The 21,741-nt window shown below is 71.5% G+C and carries 25 protein-coding genes; 11 read left to right on the forward strand and 14 right to left on the reverse strand.

What is annotated here, in order from left to right; all coding sequences use genetic code 11:
- Nucleotides 1–5: 5 nt before the first annotated feature.
- Complete coding sequence (locus tag ACPPVT_RS18575; protein ID WP_426562874.1) at nucleotides 6–521, reverse strand: DinB family protein; 516 nt, start codon at nucleotides 519–521, stop codon at nucleotides 6–8.
- Between the two features lie 104 nt (nucleotides 522–625).
- Between ACPPVT_RS18575 and ACPPVT_RS18580 the strand changes: the two genes are divergently transcribed.
- Both ACPPVT_RS18580 and ACPPVT_RS18585 read left to right on the forward strand, forming a co-directional pair.
- Complete coding sequence (locus ACPPVT_RS18580) at nucleotides 626–1,834, forward strand: amidohydrolase family protein (protein ID WP_426562876.1); 1,209 nt, start codon at nucleotides 626–628, stop codon at nucleotides 1,832–1,834.
- 25 nt (nucleotides 1,835–1,859) lie between these two features.
- Entirely contained in the window at nucleotides 1,860–2,828 is a 969-nt protein-coding gene (locus tag ACPPVT_RS18585; protein WP_426562878.1) for a GNAT family N-acetyltransferase, read from the forward strand.
- 29 nt (nucleotides 2,829–2,857) lie between these two features.
- On the opposite strand, the gene ACPPVT_RS18590 is transcribed toward ACPPVT_RS18585, so the two are convergent.
- The 3 genes from ACPPVT_RS18590 to ACPPVT_RS18600 all read right to left on the reverse strand — a co-directional run bounded on the left by ACPPVT_RS18590 (nucleotide 2,858) and on the right by ACPPVT_RS18600 (nucleotide 5,950).
- The gene (locus ACPPVT_RS18590; RefSeq protein WP_426562880.1) at nucleotides 2,858–3,892 is read right to left on the reverse strand and encodes a glycerophosphodiester phosphodiesterase; all 1,035 of its coding nucleotides are present in this window, start codon (nucleotides 3,890–3,892) and stop codon (nucleotides 2,858–2,860) included.
- 118 nt (nucleotides 3,893–4,010) lie between these two features.
- Nucleotides 4,011–4,610: a LuxR C-terminal-related transcriptional regulator gene (locus tag ACPPVT_RS18595; protein WP_426567205.1), complete on the reverse strand. Its 600-nt coding sequence runs from the start codon at nucleotides 4,608–4,610 to the stop codon at nucleotides 4,011–4,013.
- Between the two features lie 50 nt (nucleotides 4,611–4,660).
- Nucleotides 4,661–5,950, reverse strand: a complete 1,290-nt coding sequence (locus tag ACPPVT_RS18600; RefSeq protein WP_426562882.1) for a PspC domain-containing protein — start codon at nucleotides 5,948–5,950, stop codon at nucleotides 4,661–4,663.
- A gap of 142 nt (nucleotides 5,951–6,092) precedes the next feature.
- Between ACPPVT_RS18600 and ACPPVT_RS18605 the strand changes: the two genes are divergently transcribed.
- Together ACPPVT_RS18605 and ACPPVT_RS18610 are read left to right on the forward strand one after the other, a co-directional pair.
- Nucleotides 6,093–7,517 (forward strand): PspC domain-containing protein, encoded by a 1,425-nt coding sequence (locus ACPPVT_RS18605; protein ID WP_426562884.1) that lies wholly within the window; start codon nucleotides 6,093–6,095, stop codon nucleotides 7,515–7,517.
- Nucleotides 7,504–7,872: a hypothetical protein gene (locus tag ACPPVT_RS18610; protein WP_426562886.1), complete on the forward strand. Its 369-nt coding sequence runs from the start codon at nucleotides 7,504–7,506 to the stop codon at nucleotides 7,870–7,872. Before ACPPVT_RS18605 ends, ACPPVT_RS18610 begins: the two co-directional genes overlap by 14 nt.
- An 80-nt stretch (nucleotides 7,873–7,952) precedes the next feature.
- Here the strand turns inward: ACPPVT_RS18610 and ACPPVT_RS18615 are convergent, their stop codons facing one another.
- Nucleotides 7,953–8,909, reverse strand: coding sequence for a glutathione S-transferase family protein (locus tag ACPPVT_RS18615; RefSeq protein WP_426562888.1), 957 nt, complete (start codon nucleotides 8,907–8,909; stop codon nucleotides 7,953–7,955).
- A 112-nt stretch (nucleotides 8,910–9,021) separates the two neighbouring features.
- On the opposite strand from ACPPVT_RS18615, the gene ACPPVT_RS18620 reads away from it, so the two are divergent.
- Nucleotides 9,022–9,282: a PspC domain-containing protein gene (locus tag ACPPVT_RS18620; RefSeq protein WP_426562890.1), complete on the forward strand. Its 261-nt coding sequence runs from the start codon at nucleotides 9,022–9,024 to the stop codon at nucleotides 9,280–9,282.
- Here ACPPVT_RS18620 and ACPPVT_RS18625 read toward each other — a convergent pair.
- Both ACPPVT_RS18625 and ACPPVT_RS18630 read right to left on the reverse strand, forming a co-directional pair.
- Nucleotides 9,260–11,380 (reverse strand): N-6 DNA methylase, encoded by a 2,121-nt coding sequence (locus ACPPVT_RS18625; RefSeq protein ID WP_426562892.1) that lies wholly within the window; start codon nucleotides 11,378–11,380, stop codon nucleotides 9,260–9,262. The two genes, ACPPVT_RS18620 and ACPPVT_RS18625, sit on opposite strands and share 23 nt — an antisense overlap.
- Nucleotides 11,381–11,388: 8 nt before the next feature.
- Entirely contained in the window at nucleotides 11,389–11,880 is a 492-nt protein-coding gene (locus tag ACPPVT_RS18630; RefSeq protein ID WP_426562894.1) for an NUDIX hydrolase, read from the reverse strand.
- A gap of 33 nt (nucleotides 11,881–11,913) precedes the next feature.
- On the opposite strand from ACPPVT_RS18630, the gene ACPPVT_RS18635 reads away from it, so the two are divergent.
- Together ACPPVT_RS18635 and ACPPVT_RS18640 are read left to right on the forward strand one after the other, a co-directional pair.
- Entirely contained in the window at nucleotides 11,914–12,426 is a 513-nt protein-coding gene (locus tag ACPPVT_RS18635; protein WP_426562896.1) for an NUDIX hydrolase, read from the forward strand.
- A complete protein-coding gene (locus ACPPVT_RS18640) occupies nucleotides 12,423–13,235 on the forward strand; it encodes a sugar phosphate nucleotidyltransferase (protein ID WP_426562898.1) in 813 nt (270 codons plus the stop codon). Before ACPPVT_RS18635 ends, ACPPVT_RS18640 begins: the two co-directional genes overlap by 4 nt.
- Here the strand turns inward: ACPPVT_RS18640 and ACPPVT_RS18645 are convergent.
- Nucleotides 13,232–13,474, reverse strand: a complete 243-nt coding sequence (locus ACPPVT_RS18645) for a hypothetical protein (protein ID WP_426562900.1) — start codon at nucleotides 13,472–13,474, stop codon at nucleotides 13,232–13,234. The two genes, ACPPVT_RS18640 and ACPPVT_RS18645, sit on opposite strands and share 4 nt — an antisense overlap.
- Before the next feature lie 7 nt (nucleotides 13,475–13,481).
- Here ACPPVT_RS18645 and ACPPVT_RS18650 point away from each other — a divergent pair, with 7 nt between their 5' ends.
- Nucleotides 13,482–14,498, forward strand: a complete 1,017-nt coding sequence (locus ACPPVT_RS18650; RefSeq protein ID WP_426562902.1) for a CapA family protein — start codon at nucleotides 13,482–13,484, stop codon at nucleotides 14,496–14,498.
- Between the two features lie 85 nt (nucleotides 14,499–14,583).
- Here the strand turns inward: ACPPVT_RS18650 and ACPPVT_RS18655 are convergent, their stop codons facing one another.
- Genes ACPPVT_RS18655 through ACPPVT_RS18665 form a run of 3 tightly spaced genes read right to left on the reverse strand, consistent with a single transcriptional unit; the run spans nucleotide 14,584 to nucleotide 16,891 of the window.
- The gene (locus tag ACPPVT_RS18655; RefSeq protein WP_426562904.1) at nucleotides 14,584–15,576 is read right to left on the reverse strand and encodes an ABC transporter permease subunit; all 993 of its coding nucleotides are present in this window, start codon (nucleotides 15,574–15,576) and stop codon (nucleotides 14,584–14,586) included.
- Complete coding sequence (locus ACPPVT_RS18660; RefSeq protein ID WP_426562906.1) at nucleotides 15,573–16,457, reverse strand: ABC transporter ATP-binding protein; 885 nt, start codon at nucleotides 16,455–16,457, stop codon at nucleotides 15,573–15,575. The genes ACPPVT_RS18655 and ACPPVT_RS18660 overlap by 4 nt, the downstream gene beginning before the upstream one ends.
- Nucleotides 16,458–16,483: 26 nt before the next feature.
- Nucleotides 16,484–16,891 (reverse strand): GntR family transcriptional regulator, encoded by a 408-nt coding sequence (locus ACPPVT_RS18665; RefSeq protein WP_426562908.1) that lies wholly within the window; start codon nucleotides 16,889–16,891, stop codon nucleotides 16,484–16,486.
- Nucleotides 16,892–16,996: 105 nt separating this feature from the next.
- Here ACPPVT_RS18665 and ACPPVT_RS18670 point away from each other — a divergent pair, with 105 nt between their 5' ends.
- A complete protein-coding gene (locus tag ACPPVT_RS18670; protein WP_426562910.1) occupies nucleotides 16,997–17,422 on the forward strand; it encodes an EVE domain-containing protein in 426 nt (141 codons plus the stop codon).
- An 18-nt stretch (nucleotides 17,423–17,440) separates the two neighbouring features.
- Here the strand turns inward: ACPPVT_RS18670 and ACPPVT_RS18675 are convergent, their stop codons facing one another.
- Complete coding sequence (locus ACPPVT_RS18675) at nucleotides 17,441–18,817, reverse strand: TrpB-like pyridoxal phosphate-dependent enzyme (RefSeq protein WP_426562912.1); 1,377 nt, start codon at nucleotides 18,815–18,817, stop codon at nucleotides 17,441–17,443.
- Between the two features lie 108 nt (nucleotides 18,818–18,925).
- Between ACPPVT_RS18675 and ACPPVT_RS18680 the strand changes: the two genes are divergently transcribed.
- Nucleotides 18,926–19,690, forward strand: coding sequence for an isocitrate lyase/PEP mutase family protein (locus tag ACPPVT_RS18680; RefSeq protein ID WP_426562913.1), 765 nt, complete (start codon nucleotides 18,926–18,928; stop codon nucleotides 19,688–19,690).
- 7 nt (nucleotides 19,691–19,697) lie between these two features.
- Here ACPPVT_RS18680 and ACPPVT_RS18685 read toward each other — a convergent pair whose 3' ends face one another.
- Entirely contained in the window at nucleotides 19,698–20,210 is a 513-nt protein-coding gene (locus ACPPVT_RS18685) for a methylated-DNA--[protein]-cysteine S-methyltransferase (protein WP_426562915.1), read from the reverse strand.
- 127 nt (nucleotides 20,211–20,337) lie between these two features.
- On the opposite strand from ACPPVT_RS18685, the gene ACPPVT_RS18690 reads away from it, so the two are divergent.
- Entirely contained in the window at nucleotides 20,338–20,604 is a 267-nt protein-coding gene (locus ACPPVT_RS18690) for an Ada metal-binding domain-containing protein (RefSeq protein WP_426562917.1), read from the forward strand.
- A 9-nt stretch (nucleotides 20,605–20,613) separates the two neighbouring features.
- On the opposite strand, the gene ACPPVT_RS18695 is transcribed toward ACPPVT_RS18690, so the two are convergent.
- Nucleotides 20,614–21,684 carry an NAD(P)/FAD-dependent oxidoreductase gene (locus tag ACPPVT_RS18695; protein ID WP_426562919.1) on the reverse strand — a complete coding sequence of 357 codons (1,071 nt, stop codon included), beginning with the start codon at nucleotides 21,682–21,684 and terminating at the stop codon, nucleotides 20,614–20,616.
- Nucleotides 21,685–21,741: the final 57 nt, after the last annotated feature.

Genomic DNA, 21,741 nt, shown 5'->3' on the forward strand with positions numbered 1-21,741 from the left:
AGGGCTCAGTAGTAGCCCTTCCTGCCGTCCAGCAGCTCACGGACCGTGTCGAGGTGGCCGGCGTGCCGGGCGGTCTCCTCGACCATGTGGATGACCATCCAGCGAAGCGACGCCGACCCGCTGCCGACCTCCTGGTGGGCGCCGACGTCATCCAGCGAGTGCGCGGTGATCGTCTCGTTCGAGCGGGCGCACTGCTGCTCGTACTCGGCCAGCAGCTGGGCCAGGGGGACGTCGTCAACCATCCAGTCGAGGTCCTCGGGCTCCTGCACGAACTGCGGGTTCTCGGACTGCCCGCGGTCGAGGAACACGACCTCGAACCAGCAGTGCTCGGTCCAGCGCAGGTGCGACACGATGCCGGCGACGGTCATCAGCGGCGAGGTCGGCAGGACGGCGCGGTGGGCGTCTGCTTCGGACAGGCCCTCGCACTTGAACGCGACGATGGCTCGCTGCAGGTCGAACCAGCCGATCAGCTGGGTGCGTTCGTCGGCGACGAGGGGTGGGCGGACGCGCTGGATGGGCATGCCCGCGGACGCTACCCCCTGTGGTCGCGGACGCGCACCCCGTCTGCCTGGGCAGTCGCGTCAGCCCCTTGCCTCGGCTCGTCACTCGGGAGTACGACGGGTGGGTGCAGGCGATCCGAGCCGCTCAGGTGTTCGACGGCGAGTCGTTCCTGGACGGCGGCGCGACCGTTCTCGTCCAGGACGGACGGATCGTCGGGGTCGAGGGCCACGACGCCGACGTCCCGCACGAGTGCGACGTGACGGAGCACCCGGGCACCCTGCTGCCTGGGCTCATCGACGCGCACACCCACCTGGTGACCGACAGCGGACCCAACGCACTCGGCCGGGTGGCCGGCTACTCGGACGACGAGATCGACGAAGTCATCACCAAGGCGCTCGCCGACCAGCTCGCCGCCGGCGTGACCACCGTGCGCGACCTCGGCGACCGCGACTTCTGCGTGGTGCGCCGCCGCGACCGGCAACGAGCGGGCCAGCAGTTCGAGCCGACGATCGTCGCCTCCGGGCCGCCGATCACCACCACCGGCGGGCACTGCCATTACCTCGGCGGCGAGGTCGACGGCGCCACGGGCATCGCCCGAGCCATCGCCGACCGGGCGGCGGAGCGGGTCGATGTTGTCAAGGTGATGGCCTCCGGCGGCGTGAACACCCCGGGCACCGACGTGATGCAGACCCAGTTCACCAACGACGAGCTGCGGTCGCTGGTCGAGCTCGCCCACGCCGCCGGGCTCGCGATCACCGCTCACGCCCACGGCACCCCCGCCGTCGAGCAGGCCGTCACAGCCGGGGTGGATGGCATCGAGCACTGCACCTGCGTGACCGAACGTGGGTTCGGCCAGGCCAGCGACGAGCTCGTGGAGTCGTTGGCGCGCAGCGGGATCATCGTCTGCCCGACCCTCGGGGTGGACCGCGAGATGATGCGGACGCCGCCGCCGCCGCTGCAGGTGATCCTCGACCGGTTCGGCATGACCTTCGACGAGATGATGCGCGGCCGCGGGCAGTTCGTCGCGCGCCTGCACCGAGCCGGGGTCCGGCTGATCTCCGGCGTCGACTCCGGCATCGAGCCGGGCAAGCGTCACGGGCTGCTGCCGCATGCCGTCCGGGAGCTGGTCGAGGCTGGCCTGACCTGCGCCGAGGCACTCGCCACCGGAACCTCGCTCGCCGCGGCCGGCTGCGGAGTGGGTGACCGGAAGGGTCGGATCCGACCGGGCTGGGACGCCGACCTGCTGCTGGTCGAGGGAGCCCTGAACGACGGCCTGGATGCCCTGCGGGGCCCGCACGCCGTGCTGCTCGGCGGTAATCGCGTGCCGGTCTAGCGATCTGTCGCCCTACGATCGCCCGGTGGGCATCACACTGCGCGGGCTCAGCCACGTCGACATCCCTGCCTGGGCGGTGCTGCTCAACGCGGCTGAGAAGGTCGACCACACCGGCGAGCACTACACCGAGGGCGATCTCGCGGAGGAGCTGTCCAACCCGGAGATCGAGCTCGGCAAGGACCTGATGGGCGCCTTCCACGGCGCGGACCTGATCGGCTACTTCGGTGTCCTGCCGCGCGGCGCGGCCGACGGCCGTTTCACGATGCACCTGCAGGGGTCGGTGCTGCCGGCTCGGCGAGGTCAGGGAGTCGGCACCGGGCTGGTCGACGCCATGATCGACCGGGCCAAGCAGGCGCACCGCGACCGGCGACCTGACCTGGCACTGAAGCTCAAGATCGACGGCAGCACCGCGAACGAGTCCCAGCGCGAGCTCTTCGACGCATTCGGGCTGCTCCCGCGACGCTGGAGCTTCGTCATGCGCAACGCGCTGGACGGCGTCCCGGCGGCGGCGCAGCCGGCCGACGGCTACCAGGTCCGCACCTACGAGGACTCGATGGACGAGCCGTTGCGGGCCGCACACAACGAGGCGTTCCTTGACCACCCTGACTTCGTCCCGTGGACGACCGCCCTGTGGCGGCAGTTCACCACTGGCTCGCGCGCTTTCCGACCAGAGCTGACCTTCGTCGTCACCTCGGTTGGCTCGTCCCAGATCGCGGCGTACCTGACGTCATCTGAGTACGACGGCTACTTCGAGGCGACCGGACGTCGTGAGGCGTACGTCGGCAAGCTCGGCACGCTGCCCGCTCACCGCGGCGCCGGACTGGCCTCGACGCTGCTCGCGCACGCGCTGGTCGCGTACCGGGACGCCGGCTACGACGAGGCAGCCCTGGACGTCGACTCCGAGAACCCGACCGGCGCGCTCGGCATCTACCGCCGCGCCGGCTTCGAGGTCGAGACCCAGTCGACGAACTACTCGCTGGTCATCGATCCCTGACCCCCGCCGGCCGGTGCAGCCCAACGGCCTCACGCGGCCGGCCGGCGGCCTCGCTCGATGGACAGGCTGCGGGCCAGCACGCCGATGTCGGCCTGGTCGGTGAACAACCCGTCGATCCCGGTGCGCAGGAACGCGATCTGCTCGTCGATGGCGCGACCGGACGCGTTCGGGTCGGTGCCGACCCGCAGGTCCGCAGGCAGGAACTGGTTCTCCGCGCGGAACGTGTACGGGTGGACGACGAGCCCGGCCTCGTGCGCATCGCGGACCAGCGACGTGACCTCACCGAGCGAACCGTCCGCTCGATGTCCGATGACCTGGGTCTTGTCCGGGCCGAGCCCGTCGATCCCCTTGCGGCGCAGCTGCTTCAGCCCCTCGGCGGTGATCAGGTCCCGGTAGGTGCGCGGGTCGCCCGCGGCGACCAGGTCGTACGGTGCCCCGTCGGCCGCGGTAAGGAAGACCGAGCGTGCGCGCAGCCCCAGCTCGGCGTTCAGCCGCACCAGGTTCGACAGCTCGAACGACTGCACGAAGACCGGCGCCTGCGCCGAGTTCAGCCCTGCGCGTGTCAGCGAGCGCACCAGCTCGGTCTCCGGCGCCAGGCCGATGGACCGGAAGTAGGTGGGGTGCTTGGTCTCCGGGTAGATCCCGATGGTGCGGCCCCACTCGCGGGTCAGCCGTCCGCGCAACGCGAGCACCTCGTCGAACGTCGGGACGTCGAAGAACCCGTCGTACACGGTGTTCTCCGGTCGCACCAACGGCAGGCGCTCCTTGGCGCGCAACGTCTTCAGCTCGGCCAACGTGAAGTCCTCGGTGAACCAACCGGTGACCGGCAGCCCGTCCACCACCTTCGTCGTCCGGCGCGTGGCGAACTCGGCGCGGTCCGGCACGTCCGTGGTGCCGCCGATCTCGTTCTCGTGCCGCGCGACCAGCACACCGTCCTTGGTGCACACCAGGTCCGGCTCGATGAAGTCGGCACCCATCCGGGCCGCCAGCTCGTACGAGGCCAGCGTGTGCTCGGGCCGATAGCCGGCCGCGCCACGATGCCCGATCACCAGCGAGCGGGTCACGGCTCCTCCTCGTGCGGCCCACCCGGCCGGTCGGCGTCACGAGAAAGTCCAGCGGCTCAGCCGAAGCAGACGGCGAGCACGGAACGAACCACAGGTGAACTCCTGCGGTCCAACGAGGTCAGAGCAACCGGCGGTCCGCGGCCCACTTGGTGAGCTCGTGCCGGCTGGACAGCTGCAGCTTGCGCAGCACCGCCGACACGTGGGTCTCCACCGTCTTCACCGAGATGAACAGCTCCTTGGCGACCTCCTTGTAGGCGTAGCCGCGGGCGATCAGCCTCATCACCTCGCGCTCGCGGGCGGACAGCCGATCCAGCTCGGGGTCCACCGACGGCGCCTCACCGGTGGCGAAGGCGTCCAGCACGAAACCGGCCAGCCGTGGGCTGAACACGGCGTCCCCGTCGGCCACCCGCTCGATGGCCTGCACCAGCTCGGGCCCGGTGATCGTCTTGGTCACGTACCCGCGCGCACCGGCCCGGATCACCCCGATCACGTCCTGCGCGGCATCGCTGACCGACAGCGCGAGGAACCGGGACGGCGAGCCCTGGGCCGCGGCCTGGGTGAGCACCTCGACACCCCCACCCCCGGGCAGGTGCACGTCCAGCAGCACGACGTCTGGCACCTCACGCAGCACCGCGGCGAGCGCGGTCGCGACGTCGTCGGCCTCCGCGACGACGTCCACGGCGTCCCCGAGCTCGGCGCGCACGCCGCTGCGGAACATCGCGTGGTCGTCGACCACGACGACCCGCACCCTGCGGCTGGTCTGCTCGCTCACTGGTCCTCCTCAGCCGTCGCCGGCTCCGGCTCGTTCGCTGCTGCCTTGCCCATCATGAGGGCCACCTCGGTGCCCTCACCGGGAGCCGAACGGATCCGCGCCGTCCCGCCGTGGCGCTCCATCCGCCCGGTCACCGATCCCCGCAGCCCCATCCGGTCCTCGGGGACGTCCGCCGGGTCGAATCCCTTGCCGCGATCGCGAACGAACACCTCGACCGTGTCGTCGGAGCACTCGGCGAACACGTCCACGGAGGCCGCACCGGAGTGCCGGGCCGCGTTGACCATGGCTTCGCGGGCCGCGCGCACCATGGCGTGCAGGCCGTCGTCCAGCGGCCGGTCGCCGACCACGACGACCTCGACCGGCACGCCGTGCGCCTGCTCGACCTCGGCGGCCGCCTCGTCCAGCGCGGTCCGCATCGTGCCCTCGGTCTCGGCCGCGTTCTCGAACAGCCAGCCGCGCAGGTCCCGCTCCTGCGCACGGGCCAGCGTCATCACCGCCCGGGGGTCGTCGGCCTTGCGCTGGATCAGCGCGAGAGTCTGCAGCACCGAGTCGTGCAGGTGCGCCGCCATGTCCGCCTGCTGCTGCTGGAGCACCCGCTCGCGACGCTCGTCGTCCAGCTGGCGCAGCAGGCGCCAGACAAGTGGTCCGGCGATCAGCCCCAGCCCGAGCGCCACCACCACGAACAGCAGCACCGTGTTGCCGATCTGGGTCGGTCGGCCGCTGCCCACCAGGAAGGTCAACACCGCGACGACCACCAGGACCACGCCGCCGACGATCCGCACCACGGTCACCCAGGGGCGCTCGCCACTGCCCAGCGCGCCGGTGAGACCGCTGCCGCCGAACCAGGCGCTCTCGCTCACGTCGGCCTGCGTCCAGAGCAGGGCCAGCCCCGCCCCCGCGATCAGCACCGGCACCGTGACGGTCAGCGGGAACCCCCAACCGGTGCGGTTGAGCAGCAGCAGCAGACCCACAGCGAGTGCGCCGAGCGCCACCAGCTGGCCGAGGTCGTCGCGGCGCACGATCCGGAGCGGACGTCGTCCGCCGCGGCCGGCGGACGCGAGCCCGGCCGGTTCGCCGTCCCGTCCTTCGGTAGGCACGAAGATCCACAGTGCGCCGTACAGCACCAGCCCGAAGCCACCCAGGGCGGTCAGCACGACGAACGCGACCCGGACCTGGATCACCTGCACGTGCAGGTGCTCGGCCAGACCCGCGGCGACACCGCTGAGCAGGCGCCCGTCGACCGGGCGCACCAGATGGGGCGGCGAGTCGCCGGCAGAGCTAGGCACGCACTGATCCTCTCGCGCCCGTGCGACCAGGACCACCAGGCAGGGCCCCCATTCGCCCGGCCGACCCCGACCCCGCAGGTCAGGGGTCGCTCAGGGTGGTCACCGATGGTTCGGCGGGCGCCGGGCGCCGAGGATGGATGACATGGAAGAGACCGAGCGTCCAGCCGACGCGACACAACAGCCAGAGCCCGGACCGGGCACGGGCCAGACCGGCCCAACCGGTTCGACCGCTTCAACCGGTTCGACCGGCGACCAGATGCTGCACCAGCTGCGCGGCCTGCGCCGCAGCACCGACGACAAGGTGATCGCCGGGGTGGCCGGCGGGGTGGGCCGCAGCCTGGGCATCGACCCACTGCTGCTGCGCGTCGTGCTCGCGGTGCTCGTGCTCTTCGGCGGGACCGGCATCGTGCTGTACGCCCTGGGCTGGCTGCTGATGCCGCAGGACGACGGCACCGCCTCGGTCGGCCAGCAGGCGCTGGACCGGCCGAGGTTCAGGCCCACCGGGTCGACCGTCGGGCTGGCCGTCCTGCTGGTGATCGCGGTCAGCATCGGCGTGATCGGTGCGTTCGCGCAGTGGCACGGACCGGTGCTGCTGTCGCTGGCCGTCGTCGCGATCCTGGTGCTGCTGCTCCGCCAGGACAACGTTGGGCCGCGGGCGGCCGGACCCGCGCCGACGCCCAACGTGCCGCCGGCATACCCCCAGCCGACCGCGCCGCAGACCGCACAGCCGACCGCACGGCCGACCCAGACGTACGTCGCACCCGCCGTCGCCGCGCCGCCGAGCTCGGGATCGGTCACGACTGCGCTGCCGACCAGCGCGCTGCCGACCAGCGCGCCGGCGACCAGCGCGCCGCCGACCCCAGAGGCGCCGACCGCAGGGGCCACCGTGCCGCCGCAGCCGCCGATGTGGGTCCCGCCCGTGCAGGCTGCTCCGCTGCCACCCCGGCCCCCGAAGCCACGCTCGCACCTTTTCGGGGTGACGTTCAGCCTCGCGCTGATCGCCCTGGGCGCGCTCGGCGTCGTCGACCTGTACGGCACGGACGTCCCGGCCGGCGCCTACCCGGCGCTCGCCATCGGAATCATGGGTGTCGGGCTCCTGGTCGGCGCCTGGTTCGGTCGGGCCCGCGGCCTGATCTTCTGGGGCATCGTCCTGGTGCCGGTCCTCGCCGTCGCCACGATCGCTGGCCAGGCCAGCAGCATCTCCCACCGGGCGGTCGACAGGACGGTCGCCATCAGCCAGGTGAGCGAGCTGCCGACGGACGCCCGGTACGGCGCCGGCCAGGTCACCTACGACCTGCGCCAGCTGGACACGAGCGGTCTCGAATCGAATATGAAGGCGCAGATCGGGTTCGGCGAGATCGTGGTGATCGTCCCGCGCGACATGGACGTGCGACTGTCGGCCAAGGTCGGCGTCGGTGGATTGACGCTCTTCGGACAAGAGACCGGCGGAGTCAACGAGCACGTGGCTCGGACCGACTTCGGACCGGACGGCGCGAACGACGGCGGCCTCGACCTCGACCTGTATGCGGGATTCGGACACCTGGAGGTGCGTCGTGCGACGTCATGACACCGATGTGACCAGCCTGGTCTTCGGCCTGATCTTCGTCGGGATCGTGGGGCTGTGGGCACTGATCGCGAGCGACACCATGGGTCTGCCCGACCTGACCGTGCTCGGCCCGGCGCTGCTCGTGGTGGCCGGCTTCATCGGCCTGGCCGCGACGCTCGGCACCTCGAGCCGGCAGCGGGCCCGCGCCGCGGCGGTCAGCCAGGCGCAGCCCGGCCCAGCTCAGCCCGCTCAGCCCGCTCAGCCCGCTCACCCCGACGAGCCCACGTTGATCGACGAGCTGGCGCCGGACAGCACGCCGGCGAAGGACGTCGAGCCGCCCTCCGATCCCCAGGAGGGCAAGAGCTCGACCAGCTAGCCACCCCCCCGGTGGCTACCCGCGATGGTCACCTTGTTCTGGTCGTGATCACGACCAGGACAAGGTGACCATCGCGGTGTTCAGGCGGTCCAGATTGACGGGTCCGGACCCTTGGGCACGATCCCCGTTGGGTTGATGGCATCGTGCGTGACGTAGTAGTGCCGCTTGATGTGGTCGAAGTCCACCGTCTCGCCGAACCCCTTCTGCGCGAACAGGTCCCGGGCGTAGCGCCACAGGCTCGGCTGCTCGGTCAGCTTCACCAGGTTGCACTTGAAGTGCCCGTGATAGACGGCGTCGAAGCGCACCAGCGTGGTGAACAGCCGGATGTCGACCTCGCGTACCTGCTCGCCCATCAGGTAGCGCCGGTCCACCAGCCGCGACTCGAGCTCGGCGAGCCGGGCGAACAGCCGGTCGTAGGCCGCCTCGTACGCGTCCTGCGTGGTGGCGAAGCCGCAGCGGTACACGCCGTTGTTCACGTCGGCGAAGATCTGCTGGATCAGCTCGTCCATCTCGGTGCGCTCGTCCACGGGATACAGCTCGGGCGCACCGTCACGATGATGTGCGCTCCACTCGGTCGACAGGTCGAGGGTGATCTGCGGGTAGTCGTTCGTGACGACCAGACCCGTTGCGGTGTCGACGATGCAGGGCACCGTGACCCGGCCGGTGTAGTCCGGGTCGGTCGCCAGATACGCCTCGCTCAGGTACTCGATGCCAAGCACCGGGTCGCGCCGTCCGTCGTCCAGCCAGAACCGCCAGCCCCGCTCGTCGCGCAAGGGGTCGACGACGGCCAGCGAGATCGCGTCCGTCAGCCCGAGCAGCTCGCGCACGATGATCGAGCGGTGCGCCCAGGGGCAGGCCAGCGAGACCACGAGCCGGTAGCGCCCGGGTTCGACCGGCCAGCGGCCGTGCGCGTCCGGCCCCTCGCCGGGCGCACTGTCGCTGTCCGCGGTGATCCGGTCGGTGAACCGGTTCGACTGCCGCCGGAACTCCCCGCGGGAACCGGTCTCGGTGGTGAACTGTCCGGTCGTCGTGGCCATACTCCGACCGTACGTCGAACGGGCGACCCCGGCGAGGTCTCAGGGGCTGCCCAGGGTCGGCTGCGGGCGCTCCCCGATTCCGGACGACGCCCGATCCCGGGACGCTGGAGGCATGACACAGAACGCAGAGAACACCCAGGACCAGCAGCCCACCTTCAACCAGCCCGGCGGGCAGCAGTTCGCCGGAGCACAGCCCAGACGCCTGACCCGCCCGCGCGAGGGACGCATGCTCGGTGGCGTCTGCGCCGGCGTCGCCCAGTACACCGGCGTTGACGTCACGGTCGTCCGGCTGCTCGCTGTCGCCTCATGCCTGTTCGGGCTGGCCGGCGTCGTGGTCTACCTGGCCGGCGTCATCCTGATGCCGCAGGAGTGAGCCGCTCGTACGCTACGAGCACCCGGTCGCGGGTCACGAACCGTCCGTGCCGCGCCTCGTCTCGAGCCTGCAGGGCCGAGAAGGTGCCCAGCACGTGCTCGAGGTCGGACGTCGTCCAGCCGAGCAGGTGCGCATGCAGGGCATCCAGGTCGGCCAGTGCGTCGGCGCGATCAGTGGCCACCGCCGGCGCCGGGACGTCGTCAAGACCGATCTCCCGGGCCAGCGGCGCCAGCGGCTCGCACCAGGCGATCGCCACTGCGAGCCGCCCGATCGCCCACTCGCGCAACGTCTGTCCGCCCGTCCCCGGCCATCTGGCCTCGTAGCACGACGGGTCCGGTACGGGCAGCTGCTCGACCTTGAACAGGCTGAGGTTGTGGCCGCCGGACTTCGCCCGGCTCACGTAGTCCAGCGGCAGCGAGGCGAGCGCCGCCAGCAACAGGGGCAGGTCAGGGGCCTGGATCAGGGCCAGTGAGTTCGCGTACGCCCCGGCGGGCAGCGCCACCGGCAGCAGCGTTCGCGGAGTGCGACTCGTCGAGACCACGCGATAGCCGCCGATCCAGCCGCGGGCCAGCAGGTCGCCGTACCGGGCCTGGACCAGGTCCTCGGGCACCCACCAACGGGTTTGGGGCAACCACGACGGATCGGCCAGCTCGGCCGCCTGAGGCAGCCGCACCCGCGGACCGTCCCAGGTGGTAGCCCGGGGATCGAGCAGCCCGGCCAGCTTGGCCTCGCCCAGAGGGAGGGTGCCGACCCCGGGCGCCGTGCGAACGTGGCGCGCTTCCCTACTGAGGTGGATCGGCGTCCGGGCCCGGAATCCCCAGGGGTCCTGGACGGCCTCGCCAGAGCCGTTGCGGCACAGGAGCACCTCGAAGCGTTCGTGCGCCGCGGCCACCAGGCCGGCGTCGCTTCCGGTGCGGAACAGCACGGCGGTGCCGGAGCCCGGGTTGACGGTGCGCACCAGGTCCGCCGTGAGCTGCCACTGGCGCCCGCGCTCGGCATCGAGGTCGCACGGGTCGCGGACGCCGGTCAGCACCGTGGCCGCCTCAGGAGCCTCAGATACCTTGCGGTGCAACGTGATCAGCGCCGCTCGCACGCCTGGCGCCCCGACGAAGCCAGCCGTGTCGGCAAGGGTGTGCACGGACTCCAGGGCCCCCGAGTCGAGCAGCGTCAGGACCAGCTGACCCGCCTGTCGGTCGGTGACCGCGCCCTCCGGGACCAGCAGGGCCGCCCGCCCCAGCGGCGCGAGCAGCCGCCAGCACGTCTCGACGAACGGCAGGTGGGCATTCAGGTCGCCGGACCCGGTGAGCGGGTGCCGGCCACCCTCGCGCACCGCGCTGACCCGGGCCCGGACGACGGCCCGGTCGGCCTCGAGGTCGTAACCCTCGTGCTCGGACCGAGCCAGCTTCAGCCGCTCCCACGGCGGGTTCGCCAGCACCGCGTCGAAGCCGCCGCTCCAACCGGTCACCGGGTCGACGTCGCCGGGCCGACCAAGCACCGCCGCGAATGTCTTCCGCCAGCTCATCTGCTCGGTATCGACAAGTGCGTCGCCCACCACCACCTGGGCTGCGACGGCGTCGCGCAGGCCGGACGTGTCCGCACCGGCCGAGCTCGCCCGGGCGACCAGCGCGGCCCGGGCCAGCTCGACCGCGGTCGGGTCGACGTCCACGCCATGCAGGCACCGCACCGCCAGGGCGGCGGGCACTCCGGCCGCCAGCAACCGGTCGAAGGCCACCTGGAGCAGGGCCCCGGCCCCGCAGGCCGGGTCCAACACCGTCGGCGCCCTGCCCGCCAGCGTCGGCACCAGGGCGAGGTCCGCGAGCGCCGCGGCCAGGTTCGGCGGGGTGGCGAAGGCCCCGAGCCGGCGGCGTCCGTGCCGGGCGGCACGCTGCCAGCGGACGTCGCTCCCATCTCGGACCGGCGTCAGGCCGAGCAGCTGGTCATAGCGTCGGGCGAGCTCCAGCACGGCCTCCGGTTCGTTGCGGCGGGCCCGGTCCAGCTCGTCCAGCACGCACGCTCGGCGCCAGGCGTCACCATCCAGCCCGGCCGGCTCCAGTCGCACGGCGGCGACCTGCAACCGGGCCAGCACCGCGTCGTCCACCGCCGTCCTCACACGGGGTCGAGCCCGAGCAGCTGCTCGATCCAGAACTTGGAACGGTCCCCGAGGTCGAGTGAGGACAGGTCGTCGAGGTCCACCCACCGGGCGGCCGAGGTGCTGCCGCCGACGTCCACGACCCGCGGTTCCAGGACCCGCTCGACCTGCCCGGAGTACACGACCTGGATGCCGTGGAAGTCCTCCAGCCGGCCACCGGGAGCGCGTCCGGTGAAGTGGTGCGAGCCGACGTCCAGCAACCGCACGTCGAGCAGGCGGTGTCCGGTCTCCTCGTAGACCTCGCGGACGACCGCGTCCAGCGGCGCCTCGCCGTGGTCCACGCCGCCGCCAGGCAGGACCCATCGTCCGGGCGCCGGGGTGTCCTCGGACAGCTGGGTCAGCAGCAGCCGACCGGCGGCCAGCACGATCGCGTAGGCGGCGACCCGCTGCACCGGGACCGCCGGCTGCTCTGGATCCGCACTGTGACGTGCGCCATCACCACCGCTCACCCAGGCGACCCTAGCCCTACGTAGGCTGGGGGGATGGCTGCCCCTCCGGTGCACTCGCGCCCGCTCTACCTGCTGGCGCTGCGGATCTTCCGCCGCCTGCCGGCCCCGGTGCGCCGCAGCCTGGTGCGCGCCGGGACGCCGGGCTTCACCGTGGGCGCCGTCTGCCTGCTCGAGCGCGACGACCGGTTGCTGATGCTGCGCCAGCCGCACCGGGTGGGTTGGAGCCTGCCGGGTGGGCTGCTGGACCGGGGCGAGTCCGCTGCCGATGCGGTGGTCCGCGAGGTGAGCGAGGAGCTCGGCCTGCGGATCGAGGTGGGCCGTCCGGTGACAGTGGTGGTCGACTCGCCGCTGCGCCGAGTGGACGTGATCTTCCGCGTTCAGGTCGAGGGCGAGGTCAGTGAGCGGGTCGGTGGCGAGGCGACCACCGCCCGCTGGCTGCGTGCGGACGAGGTGGACGAGATGGACGGTCCCACCATGCAGATCCTGGCCGCCGCGCGGGACGTCCAGGACGCTGCCGGGTACGTCGGCCGGGTCGTCCGCGAATGACCGGTCCGCTGGCCGGGGTCGCGCTGGCCGCAGGGCGGGGCGAGCGGATGCGGCCGCTGACCGACACGCTGCCCAAGGGGCTGATGCCGTTGGCTGACAGCACTTTGCTCGACCTCGCCCTCGACCGGCTTGCTGCGCACGTCGCGGGCGGCTCGGCCACGTCCGCGGTGAACGCGCACTACCTGGCCGACCTCGTGCGCGAGCGGGTGGCGTTGCGGGCCACGGTGTCGCAGGAGGAGCCACAGGCGCTGGGCACTGCCGGTGCGCTGGGCCGACTGCGGCCCTGGCTGGACGGTCGGGACGTCCTGCTGACCAACGCCGACGTCTACCAGCCTGGCGACCTGGGGGTGCTGGTGGACGGTTGGGACGGCGAGCGCTGCCGGCTGCTCGTCGGCGACACGCTGCCGGGACGCCGCACCGACTTCTGGACGTCGGAGGGCGCACCCGTCCGGTACGTCGGCTCCTGCCTGCTGCCCTGGTCGGCGGTGCGTGACCTCGAGGCGGCGCCCAGCGGCCTGTACGAGGTGCTGTGGCGAGCTCTGGACTCTCGGGGCGAACTCGATCTGGTGCGGCTGGCGGCGGGCCGGATGTCGATCGACTGCGGCACCCCGGCCGACTACCTGGCCGCGAACCTGCACGCCTCCGGCGGGGCCAGCGTGATCGGCGTGGGCGCCGTCGTCGAGGGCGCGGTCGAACGGTGCGTGGTCTGGCCGGGCGGCTACGTGGGGCCGGACGAGACGCTGCGCGAGGTGGTCCGGGCCGGCTCACGCGAACGGCCGCTCACGGTCGACGCGCGACAGGTCACCTAGTCTGTGCGCGTGCCAGCAACCCGACGTCCCTTCGCGGTGGCCGTCGCCGGCGTGTTGGCGCTCGCCCTGGCCGGCTGCTCGGGCGCCGCCCAGCCGTCCGCCGGGCCGAGCAGCAGCGCCTCGCCGACCCCCAGCGGCACCCCGTCCAGCACGCCGTCCAGCACGCCGTCCAGCACGCCGTCCGCCGCCTCGTCCGGCACGTCGTCCGGCCAGCCGTGCCCGGGGACTGCCTGCGTCACGCTGGTGATGACCGGGGACGTCCTGCTGCACCCGCCGCTGTGGGACCAGGCCAAGGCGGACGCCAAGGCAGACGGATCGTCGTCCGACTTCGACTTCACACCGCTGCTGGCAGGCCAGAAGGCCATCGTGTCCGGCGCGGACGTCGCGCTCTGCCACCTGGAGACGCCGTTGGCCGCACAGGGCGGTCCGTTCCACGGTTACCCGAGCTTCGCGGTGCCGCCGGAGATCGGGCCCGCGCTGGTCGCGACCGGGTACGACGCCTGCAGCACTGCGAGCAACCACACGATGGACGCCGGCGTCGCCGGGATCGACCGCACGCTGGACACCCTGGACGCCGACGGGTTGCGGCACACCGGGTCCGCGCGCTCGGCGGCCGAGGCGCACAAGGTGCTGACGTTCGACGTGCGCGGCACGAAGGTGGCCATGCTGTCCTACGCCTACGGGCTCAACGGTCGCAGCAACCCGTCCGGTGAACCGTGGCACGTGAACATCATCGATCCGGCGAAGATCCTGGCCGATGCCAAGCGAGCCAAGTCCGGTGGTGCGGACGTCGTGGTCGTGGCGCTGCACTGGGGCACCGAGTACGTGCACCCGCCGACCGCCATGCAGCGCTCGCTGGCCGAGCGGCTGACGGCCAGCCCGGACATCGACCTGGTCTACGGCCACCACGCCCACGTCGTCCAGCCGGTGCAGAAGGTGAACGGCAAGTGGGTGGTCTACGGGCTGGGCAACACCGTTGCGGCACACAACGTGCCGAAGCTCGACAACCGCGAAGGGCTGCTGGTGCGGGTGCAGCTCGTGCGGGAGGCCTCGGGCCGGTGGCGCAGCGGCCGGCTGGACTGGGTGCCGTCGTTCATGACCGCCTCGCCATATCGGTGGGTGGACCTCGGCTCGGCCCTGAAGGCAGGTGGCCTGTCGGCGGCCACCAAGGCGACGTACGCGAACTCCGAGCAGCGGATCGAGAAGGTCGTCGAGTCACTGGGCGCCGCCGACCAGGGCGCGCACCAGCTGACCTCCCCCTGACCTTGCTCCACCCCACCCGCCTTACTCACTCCAGACCGCCCTTCTGCCCCCAGCGGGCGGTCTGAAGTGAGCAAGGCTCGCCGGGTCAAGCGATCCGACGGATCTGGCGGACGGCGAGGAAGAGCAGCAGCGCCGAAATCGCCAGGAAGATGCCCGTCTCGATGCTCTGGAAGAGCCAGTACCGGTCGGCCGGCTGGAAGAGTGTCCAGTTGTAGGCACCGCGTCCGAAACCCAGGTTGGCTCCGCAATCCCCGCCGCCGGGGTCGCCGACCCCCGGCGGGCAGCCGATCGAGGCGTTGGGGGCCACCATGTGCCCAGCCGCATTCCGGATGCCGCGCTTGAGCACCCAGCCACCGAGCGTGGCTGCGGACTGCCCCGGGTCCCCTCCGCTGAAGGCCGTCTTCAGCGCGCGGGCCGGCACGTAGTGCGGCCTGGCCAGTACGGTCATCACGATGCGCAGCAGCGCGAAGCCGACCAGGGTGAACGCCATCGCGGGCAGGACCTTGCGCGAGACGGTGCCGACGAAGATGCCCAAGGCCACCGCGAACAGCGTGTAGCCGATCGGCACCAGGCCCGCCATGTCGAAGAAGAAGACGCTGAAGCGGGACTGCTCGCCGATGTGCGTCAGCGGCCAGATCCACCACGACATCCCCAGTCCGTAGACGACCCCCACGACCACTGCCACTGCGCCCACCAGGCCGAACTTGACCAGGGCCCAGTGCAGACGGCTGACGCCTTGCGTCCAGACCAGGCGGTGAGTGCCGTGCTCGACCTCACGGGCCACCAGCGGAGCGCCCCAGAAGAGGCCGACCAGCAGCGGCAGGATCAGGAACAGGATTCCGAGCGACAGCCACGGGTTGTACTGGTTGCTGAACTGACTGAGCGCGTTGTGGCACTGGTCGGTGAACGCGGGGCCCTCCCCGCTACCGAGCTTCGTGACGCACTTGGCCAACCCCTTGTCGGAGTAAGTGTTGTGCATCGCGATCCCGCTCGGGATCATCAGCGCGGCCAGCACCACCAGCGCGACAGCGGTGAACAGGGCTTGCTTGCGGTGCTGGCGCCAGGCGAGCCAGATCATGCCGTCACCCCCCACGCCTCGTGGCTGCCTTGGGTCTCGCCCTCGGCAAGGTAGGTCAGGATCAGGTCCTCGAGAGTGACCTCGTGCACGGTCCACGCCGGGTCCGTGATCGGGCCGTCGGTACGCACCAGCAAGGTGGACTGCCGGTCGGTGTGGCTGGCCCGGACGATGGCGGCGACGCCGGCGATCGGCTCGCCGTCGTGGCGAGGGCCGACCAGCCGGCAGTGCTCGGCCACCAGGTCGTCGACCGGGCCGACGAGCTGCACCTGCGCCGAGTTCAGCACGATCAGGTAGTCGCAGACCCGCTCCAGGTCGGCCAGCAGGTGCGAGGACAGCAGCACCGTGGTGCCGCTGTCGGCCACGCTGCCCATCAGCGCCTGCAGGAACTCCCTGCGCGCCAACGGGTCCAGGCTGGCCACCGGCTCGTCGAGCAGCAGCAGGCGTGGGCGCTTGGCCAGAGCCAGGGCGAGTGCCACCTGGGCCCGTTGGCCGCCGGACAGCTTGCCGACCGGTTTGTCCGGCGGGATGCCGAGCTGGGCCAGCCGGGTGCGGGCCAGGGCGTCGTCCCAGACCTTGTTCAGCTTGCCGCCCATCGTGATCAGCTCGGCGGCCGTGAAGTCCGGGTAGAGCGGTGTGTCCTGCGCGACGAAGCCGATGTCGGCGAGCACCGCAGTGTCGTCGTACGGGCTGCGCCCGAACACGCTGGCCGCTCCGGCGTCTGGGCGAAGCAGACCGACGGCCATGTGCAGCAGCGTCGTCTTGCCGGCCCCGTTCGGCCCGACCAGCGCGGCGATCCGACCCTCGGGCAGGTGCAGCGAGCAGTCCCGCAGCGCCCAGGTGTCCCCGTAGCGCTTGCCCAGCTGGTCGGTCTCCAACGCCATGCTTGTCTGTGGTTCTGCTGAGCCGTTCACGCGTCCTCCTGGTGCCGCGGGCCCTCGGTGAGAGTGGCCCGGATCGTGGTGTCGATCAGCGCGACGACGTCCTCGTGGGCGAGGCCCGCCACTTGCGCCTTGCCGAGCCAGGCGACGAGGTCCTCGCGCAGCTCGGCCTGGTTGCCCAAGGACGGCCCGGCCAGGGTGCGGCGGACGAACGTGCCCACCCCCGGTCTTCCCTCGGCCAGTCCCTCGAGCTCGAGCTCGCGGTAGGCCTTCAGGACCGTGTTCGGGTTGATCGCCAGCGACTGCGCGACGTCCCGGACCTTGGGCAGCTGGTCACCCGGCTCGATCAGACCCACGCGTAGGGCCTGCTTCACCTGCTGAACCAGCTGCATGTACGTGTTGACCTTGGACCGGCCATCCAGCACGAACTCGATCACCGGTCACCTCCCTGTTGTCTTACGACAATAAGACAGGATTCTCGGGACGTCGTCAAGTACCTCGTTCGGACTACGGCTGTCGGTGCCCTCTGGTGTGCTCGGCGCATGCGTAGGTACTGGGTCAACACGGTCAGTCGCGAGCACGTCCTGATCGGCACGGCGGGTGGGTTCACCCAGGCCGACCACGGCCGCCCTGACCGGCTGCGCCGCCTCGGCCGGTGCGACGTCCTGGTCTTCTACTCCTCGCGGACGGCAATGCGCGGCGGCGAACCGCTGCAGCGCTTCACCGCGATCGCGGTGATCGCGGACGACGAGCCGTACCAGGTGCAGATGACGCAGACGTTCCACCCGTGGCGACGTCGGCTCGACGTGCTGCAGTCCAGCGAGGCGGCGGCCAAGCCGCTGGTCGAGCGGCTCGGCTTCGTGAAGGACCCGCAGCGCTGGGGCCTGCCGTTCCGCCGCGGGCTGTTCGAGGTGACCGCGGCGGATCTGCAGGTGATCGCCGACGCCATGGGCGCGACCGTGCCCTGACGTCCCGCCTCAGTCGAGCTACGACAGCGCCGGCAGCTTGGTCAGCGCCTCCGCGACAGCCGCCTGGTCGGCGTCGGTCCAGTCGCGGTCGGAGATCTCGCCGCGCAGGTACGCGTCGTAGGCCGCGAGGTCTAGGTGGCCGTGCCCGCACAGCGCGGTGAGGATCACCTTCTCCTCACCGGACTCCTTGCAGCGCAAGGCTTCCTCGACCGCAGCGGCCAGCGCATGCGTCGGCTCAGGAGCAGGAACGATGCCCTCGGTGCGCGCGAACAGCACCCCGGCCGCGAAGCACTCGGACTGCGACTTGGCGACGGCCTCGAGCTGCCCCTCCTCGTAGAGGTGGCTGATCAGCGGGCTCATCCCGTGGTACCGCAGGCCGCCGGCGTGGATCGGGTCGGGGACGAAGTCGTGGCCGAGCGTGTGCATCTTCATCAGCGGGGTCATCCCGGCCGTGTCGCCGAAGTCGTAGGCGTACGTGCCCTGGGTCAGCGAGGGGCAGGCAGCCGGCTCGACGGCCCGCACCACCGGGCTCATCCGACCGGCCCACTTCTCGCGCAGGAAGGGGAACGCGAGACCGCCAAAGTTGGAGCCGCCACCGGTGCAGCCGACCAGGAGGTCCGGCGTCTCACCGACCTTCGCCAGTTGCAGCAGCGCCTCCTCGCCGATGATGGTCTGGTGCATCAGCACGTGGTTCAGCACGCTGCCCAACGCGTAGTTGGTGTCGGCACTCTGCGCCGCGACCTCGACGGCCTCGCTGATCGCGATGCCCAGCGAGCCGGTCGAGTCGGGATGTTCGGCCAGGATGGCGCGGCCCGCGTTCGTGAGGTCGGAAGGGCTCGGGTGGACCGTGCCACCGAACGTCTCGATCATCATGCGGCGGTAGGGCTTCTGGTCGTATGACGCCCGCACCTGCCAGATCTCGCACTCCATGTCGAACTGCGCGCAGGCGAACGCCAGCGCCGTCCCCCACTGGCCCGCGCCGGTCTCGGTCGTGAGCTTGCGGATTCCGGCCTTGCGGTTGTAGAACGCCTGCGGCACAGCGGTGTTGGGCTTGTGCGAGCCGGCCGGGGAGACGCCTTCGTACTTGTAGTAGATCCGGGCCGGCGTGCCGAGCGCCTTCTCCAGGCGGTGCGCGCGGAACAACGGGCTCGGCCGCCAGAGCCGGTAGACGTCCAGCACCTCGTCCGGGATGTCGATGTACTGGTCGGTCGAGACCTCTTGCAGGATCAGGTCCATCGGGAACAGCGGGGCGAGGTCGTCCGGCCCGACCGGCTGACCCGTGCCCGGGTGCAGCACCGGCGGCGGTGGCGTCGGCAGGTCGTGCAGGATGTTGTACCAGCGGGTCGGCATCTCGTCCTCGGACAGCAAGACCTTGTGCTGCAGCGGTTCTGCCATGATGCGCGCCCCGTTCCCGTTCGCCTCGGCCCCGGCCGCCAGCGGGCCGGATGCGGGAAGGCTACTCCCGTCGCCGACCGGGCAGGGCCGGGCGGCTAGCGTCGAGCCATGAGCTTCGCCGAACTGCACCACGCCGACCTGCCGTTGCTGCTGCCCAACGCCTGGGACGTGCCGTCCGCGCTGGCCTTCCTGGACGCCGGCTTCGAGGCCATCGGCACGAGCAGCCTCGGCGTCGCGTCGTCGCTGGGCAGGCCGGACGGCGACCGGGCGACCCGCGATGCGAATCTCCGGCTCGCACGCCAGCTGTCCGTCCTGGGCTGCTATGTGACTCTGGACATCGAGGACGGCTACTCCGAGGACGCCGACGAGGTCGCTGCGTACGTCGCCGACCTGCCGGTCGACGGCATCAACCTCGAGGACAGCATCGAGGGCCGGCTCGTCCCGCCCGAAGTGCTCGCCGCGAAGATCTCGGCCGTCAAGGGGCGGCGGCCCGAGCTGTTCGTCAACGCCCGGATCGACACCTACTGGTTCCGCGAGCTGGCCACCGTCGAGGAGACGCTCCATCGAGCCGAGCAGTACGTCGCGGCCGGAGCGGACGGCGTCTTCGTCCCAGGGGCGAGCGAGCCCGACCTGCTGCGCCAGCTGACCAGCCGGATCCCGGTACCGCTCAACGTGCTCGCCAGCCCCGGCACGTCCCTGCTCGACCTCGCCGCGCTCGGTGTCCGTCGGGTCAGCACCGGGTCGCTGCCCTACCGCGCCGCGATCCAAGCCGCGACGGACGTCGCGACCGGCGTCCGTGACACCGGCACGCTGCCATCCTCAGTCGGCTACGACGTCCTTCAGGCCCGACTCGTGGACTACTCCAGACGCTGAGCGCCGCTCAGAACAAGCGGTCCGCTCCGACCGGCGCCAGTCCCTCGAGGTCGAGCAGGAAGTGCTTGCGCTCCAAGCCACCTGCGTAGCCGGTGAGCTTGCCGTCCTTGCCGACCACCCGATGGCACGGCACCACGACCGACAGCGGGTTATGGCCGACCGCACGGCCGACCATCCGTGCCAGGTTCCGGTCCCCCAGGGACTCGGCGATCTCGCCGTACGACGTGGTCTCGCCGTACGGGATCTGCTCGAGCATCTCCCAGACCCGGTGCTCGAACGCGCTACCGCTCGCGGCGGTCGGCAGGTCGAACGACTGGCGCTCACCGGCGAGGTACTCGCCCAGCTGCAGACGAACCCTCGTCAGCAACGCGTCGTCGTCGGGGTCCACCTGCGGCCCGAACGCGGTGCGGTCGGGGTTGGTCCAGTGCTGCGGGAAGTACAGACCGACGACCGCGTCGCCGTCCGCGACGACGGTGACGTCGCCGATCAGGGTGCCTACGACCGCGTGCCTGGTGCTCATGCTGGTGACCTCCGTCGTCCGTCATTGTCCGTCACCTGGAGAACGCACCGGGGCGCGGGTCTGTGAGGTTCGGACCGGACGACGTGCAGGGACCTCACATCCGGGTCGGCTCGCGCGTTCACCTGATATGCCAGGAAAGCAATACACCCTGCTGGACGCCGATCGGCGGCCTTACCTGAGCGCGACGCCGGGCGCGCTCGGCGGCCACCGCAGGTCCAGGATCTACGGCCGGCTGGACTGCCCCGGGGCGCTGCGGCACATCGCCGCGGGTGGTTACGTCACCAACCGTGTCTTCTTCGCGGACGTCGAGACCGCGGTCGCCGCCGGCTACCGGCCATGTGCGGTGTGCCTGCGCGTCGAGTACCGAGCCTGGAAGGCGCAGCAGCGGGGCTGAAGGCTGGACTCAACCCAGCATGGTGCGCAGGTTCGGTGCGTGCTGCGTCGCGAACCGGTAGCCGTCCAGCGTCGTCTCGTCCCGGGCCGCGGAGTACGTCGACTCCGCAGTGCCCGGGTCGGCGACGAAGGCCGAGGCGAAGGCCTCGGCCTGCCGTGCGGCCGTGTCCATGCCGTGTCCGGCCCACGGGTCCTGGCCGGTTCCGGCGTCACCCACCAGCGCCCACCCAGGGCCACCGGCCGCTCGCAGGTAGGAGTCCGCGGGCAGGCCGGTGAACTGCCCGCCGACCCAGGCCGCGACGTCCGCTCCCGGCCCGATCGAAGGGTGCGCGCGCAGCCGGTCCTCGAAGAACTCGGCCGGGTCACGGCGCGCGGCCGCGTACCCGTCGGCGGGCGTGCTCAGCGCGACGCAGGCCAGGCCGGCGTCGCTGGGAAACACGTAGGCGAACTCGTTGTCCACCAACGAGAACTGAGGGCCGACGCCATCCGGCAGCTGCGGCCAGTCGCGCGCGTACCGGTAGAACATGGTTCGGGCACCGGGCTCGCGCTCGGCGTCCGCTGCTTCGACCAGGCGGGCCACCGTGGAGCGGCGTCCGTCGGCGCCGACCACGACCCTGGCGTGGTGCGAGGTGCCGCCGTCGTCGACGACACCACCGACGCGGCCCTCTTCGCGCACCAGCCCCGCCACCCGCCGTCCGAACCGGACGTCGACCCCGAGCTCGACCGCGCGCCGGACCAGGATCGCGTCCAGCGCGATCCGTCGGACGGACAGGCAGTACCCGAGCTCGCCGGGGTCCTGCGCAGGCCCGACCGCGGCCGGGCCCTCGTCCAGCGCGAAGTACTCGCAGACCAGCTGAGGTGCACCCGTGGCCAGCACCTCGTCGATCACACCGGTCTCGGCCAGCGAGCGCACCAGACCGTCGCCGCGGAAGAAGTGCGTGGACAAGGTGTCGCTCGGCAGCGTGTGCGCCTCGAGCAGCCGCACCCTCGCGCCGGACGTCGCCAGCCGGATCGCGGTCAGCGAGCCGGCGATCCGTCCGCCGACGACCACCACGTCGACGCCTGGCTCGGTTGCGCTCATGCGCGAACAGTAGACGCTTCCCTCAGGTTCTGGACGAGAACTTCTCGCCTAGTGCCG

The sequence above is a fragment of the Angustibacter sp. McL0619 genome (assembly GCF_049994355.1).
Classification (GTDB): Bacteria; Actinomycetota; Actinomycetes; order Actinomycetales; family Angustibacteraceae; genus Angustibacter.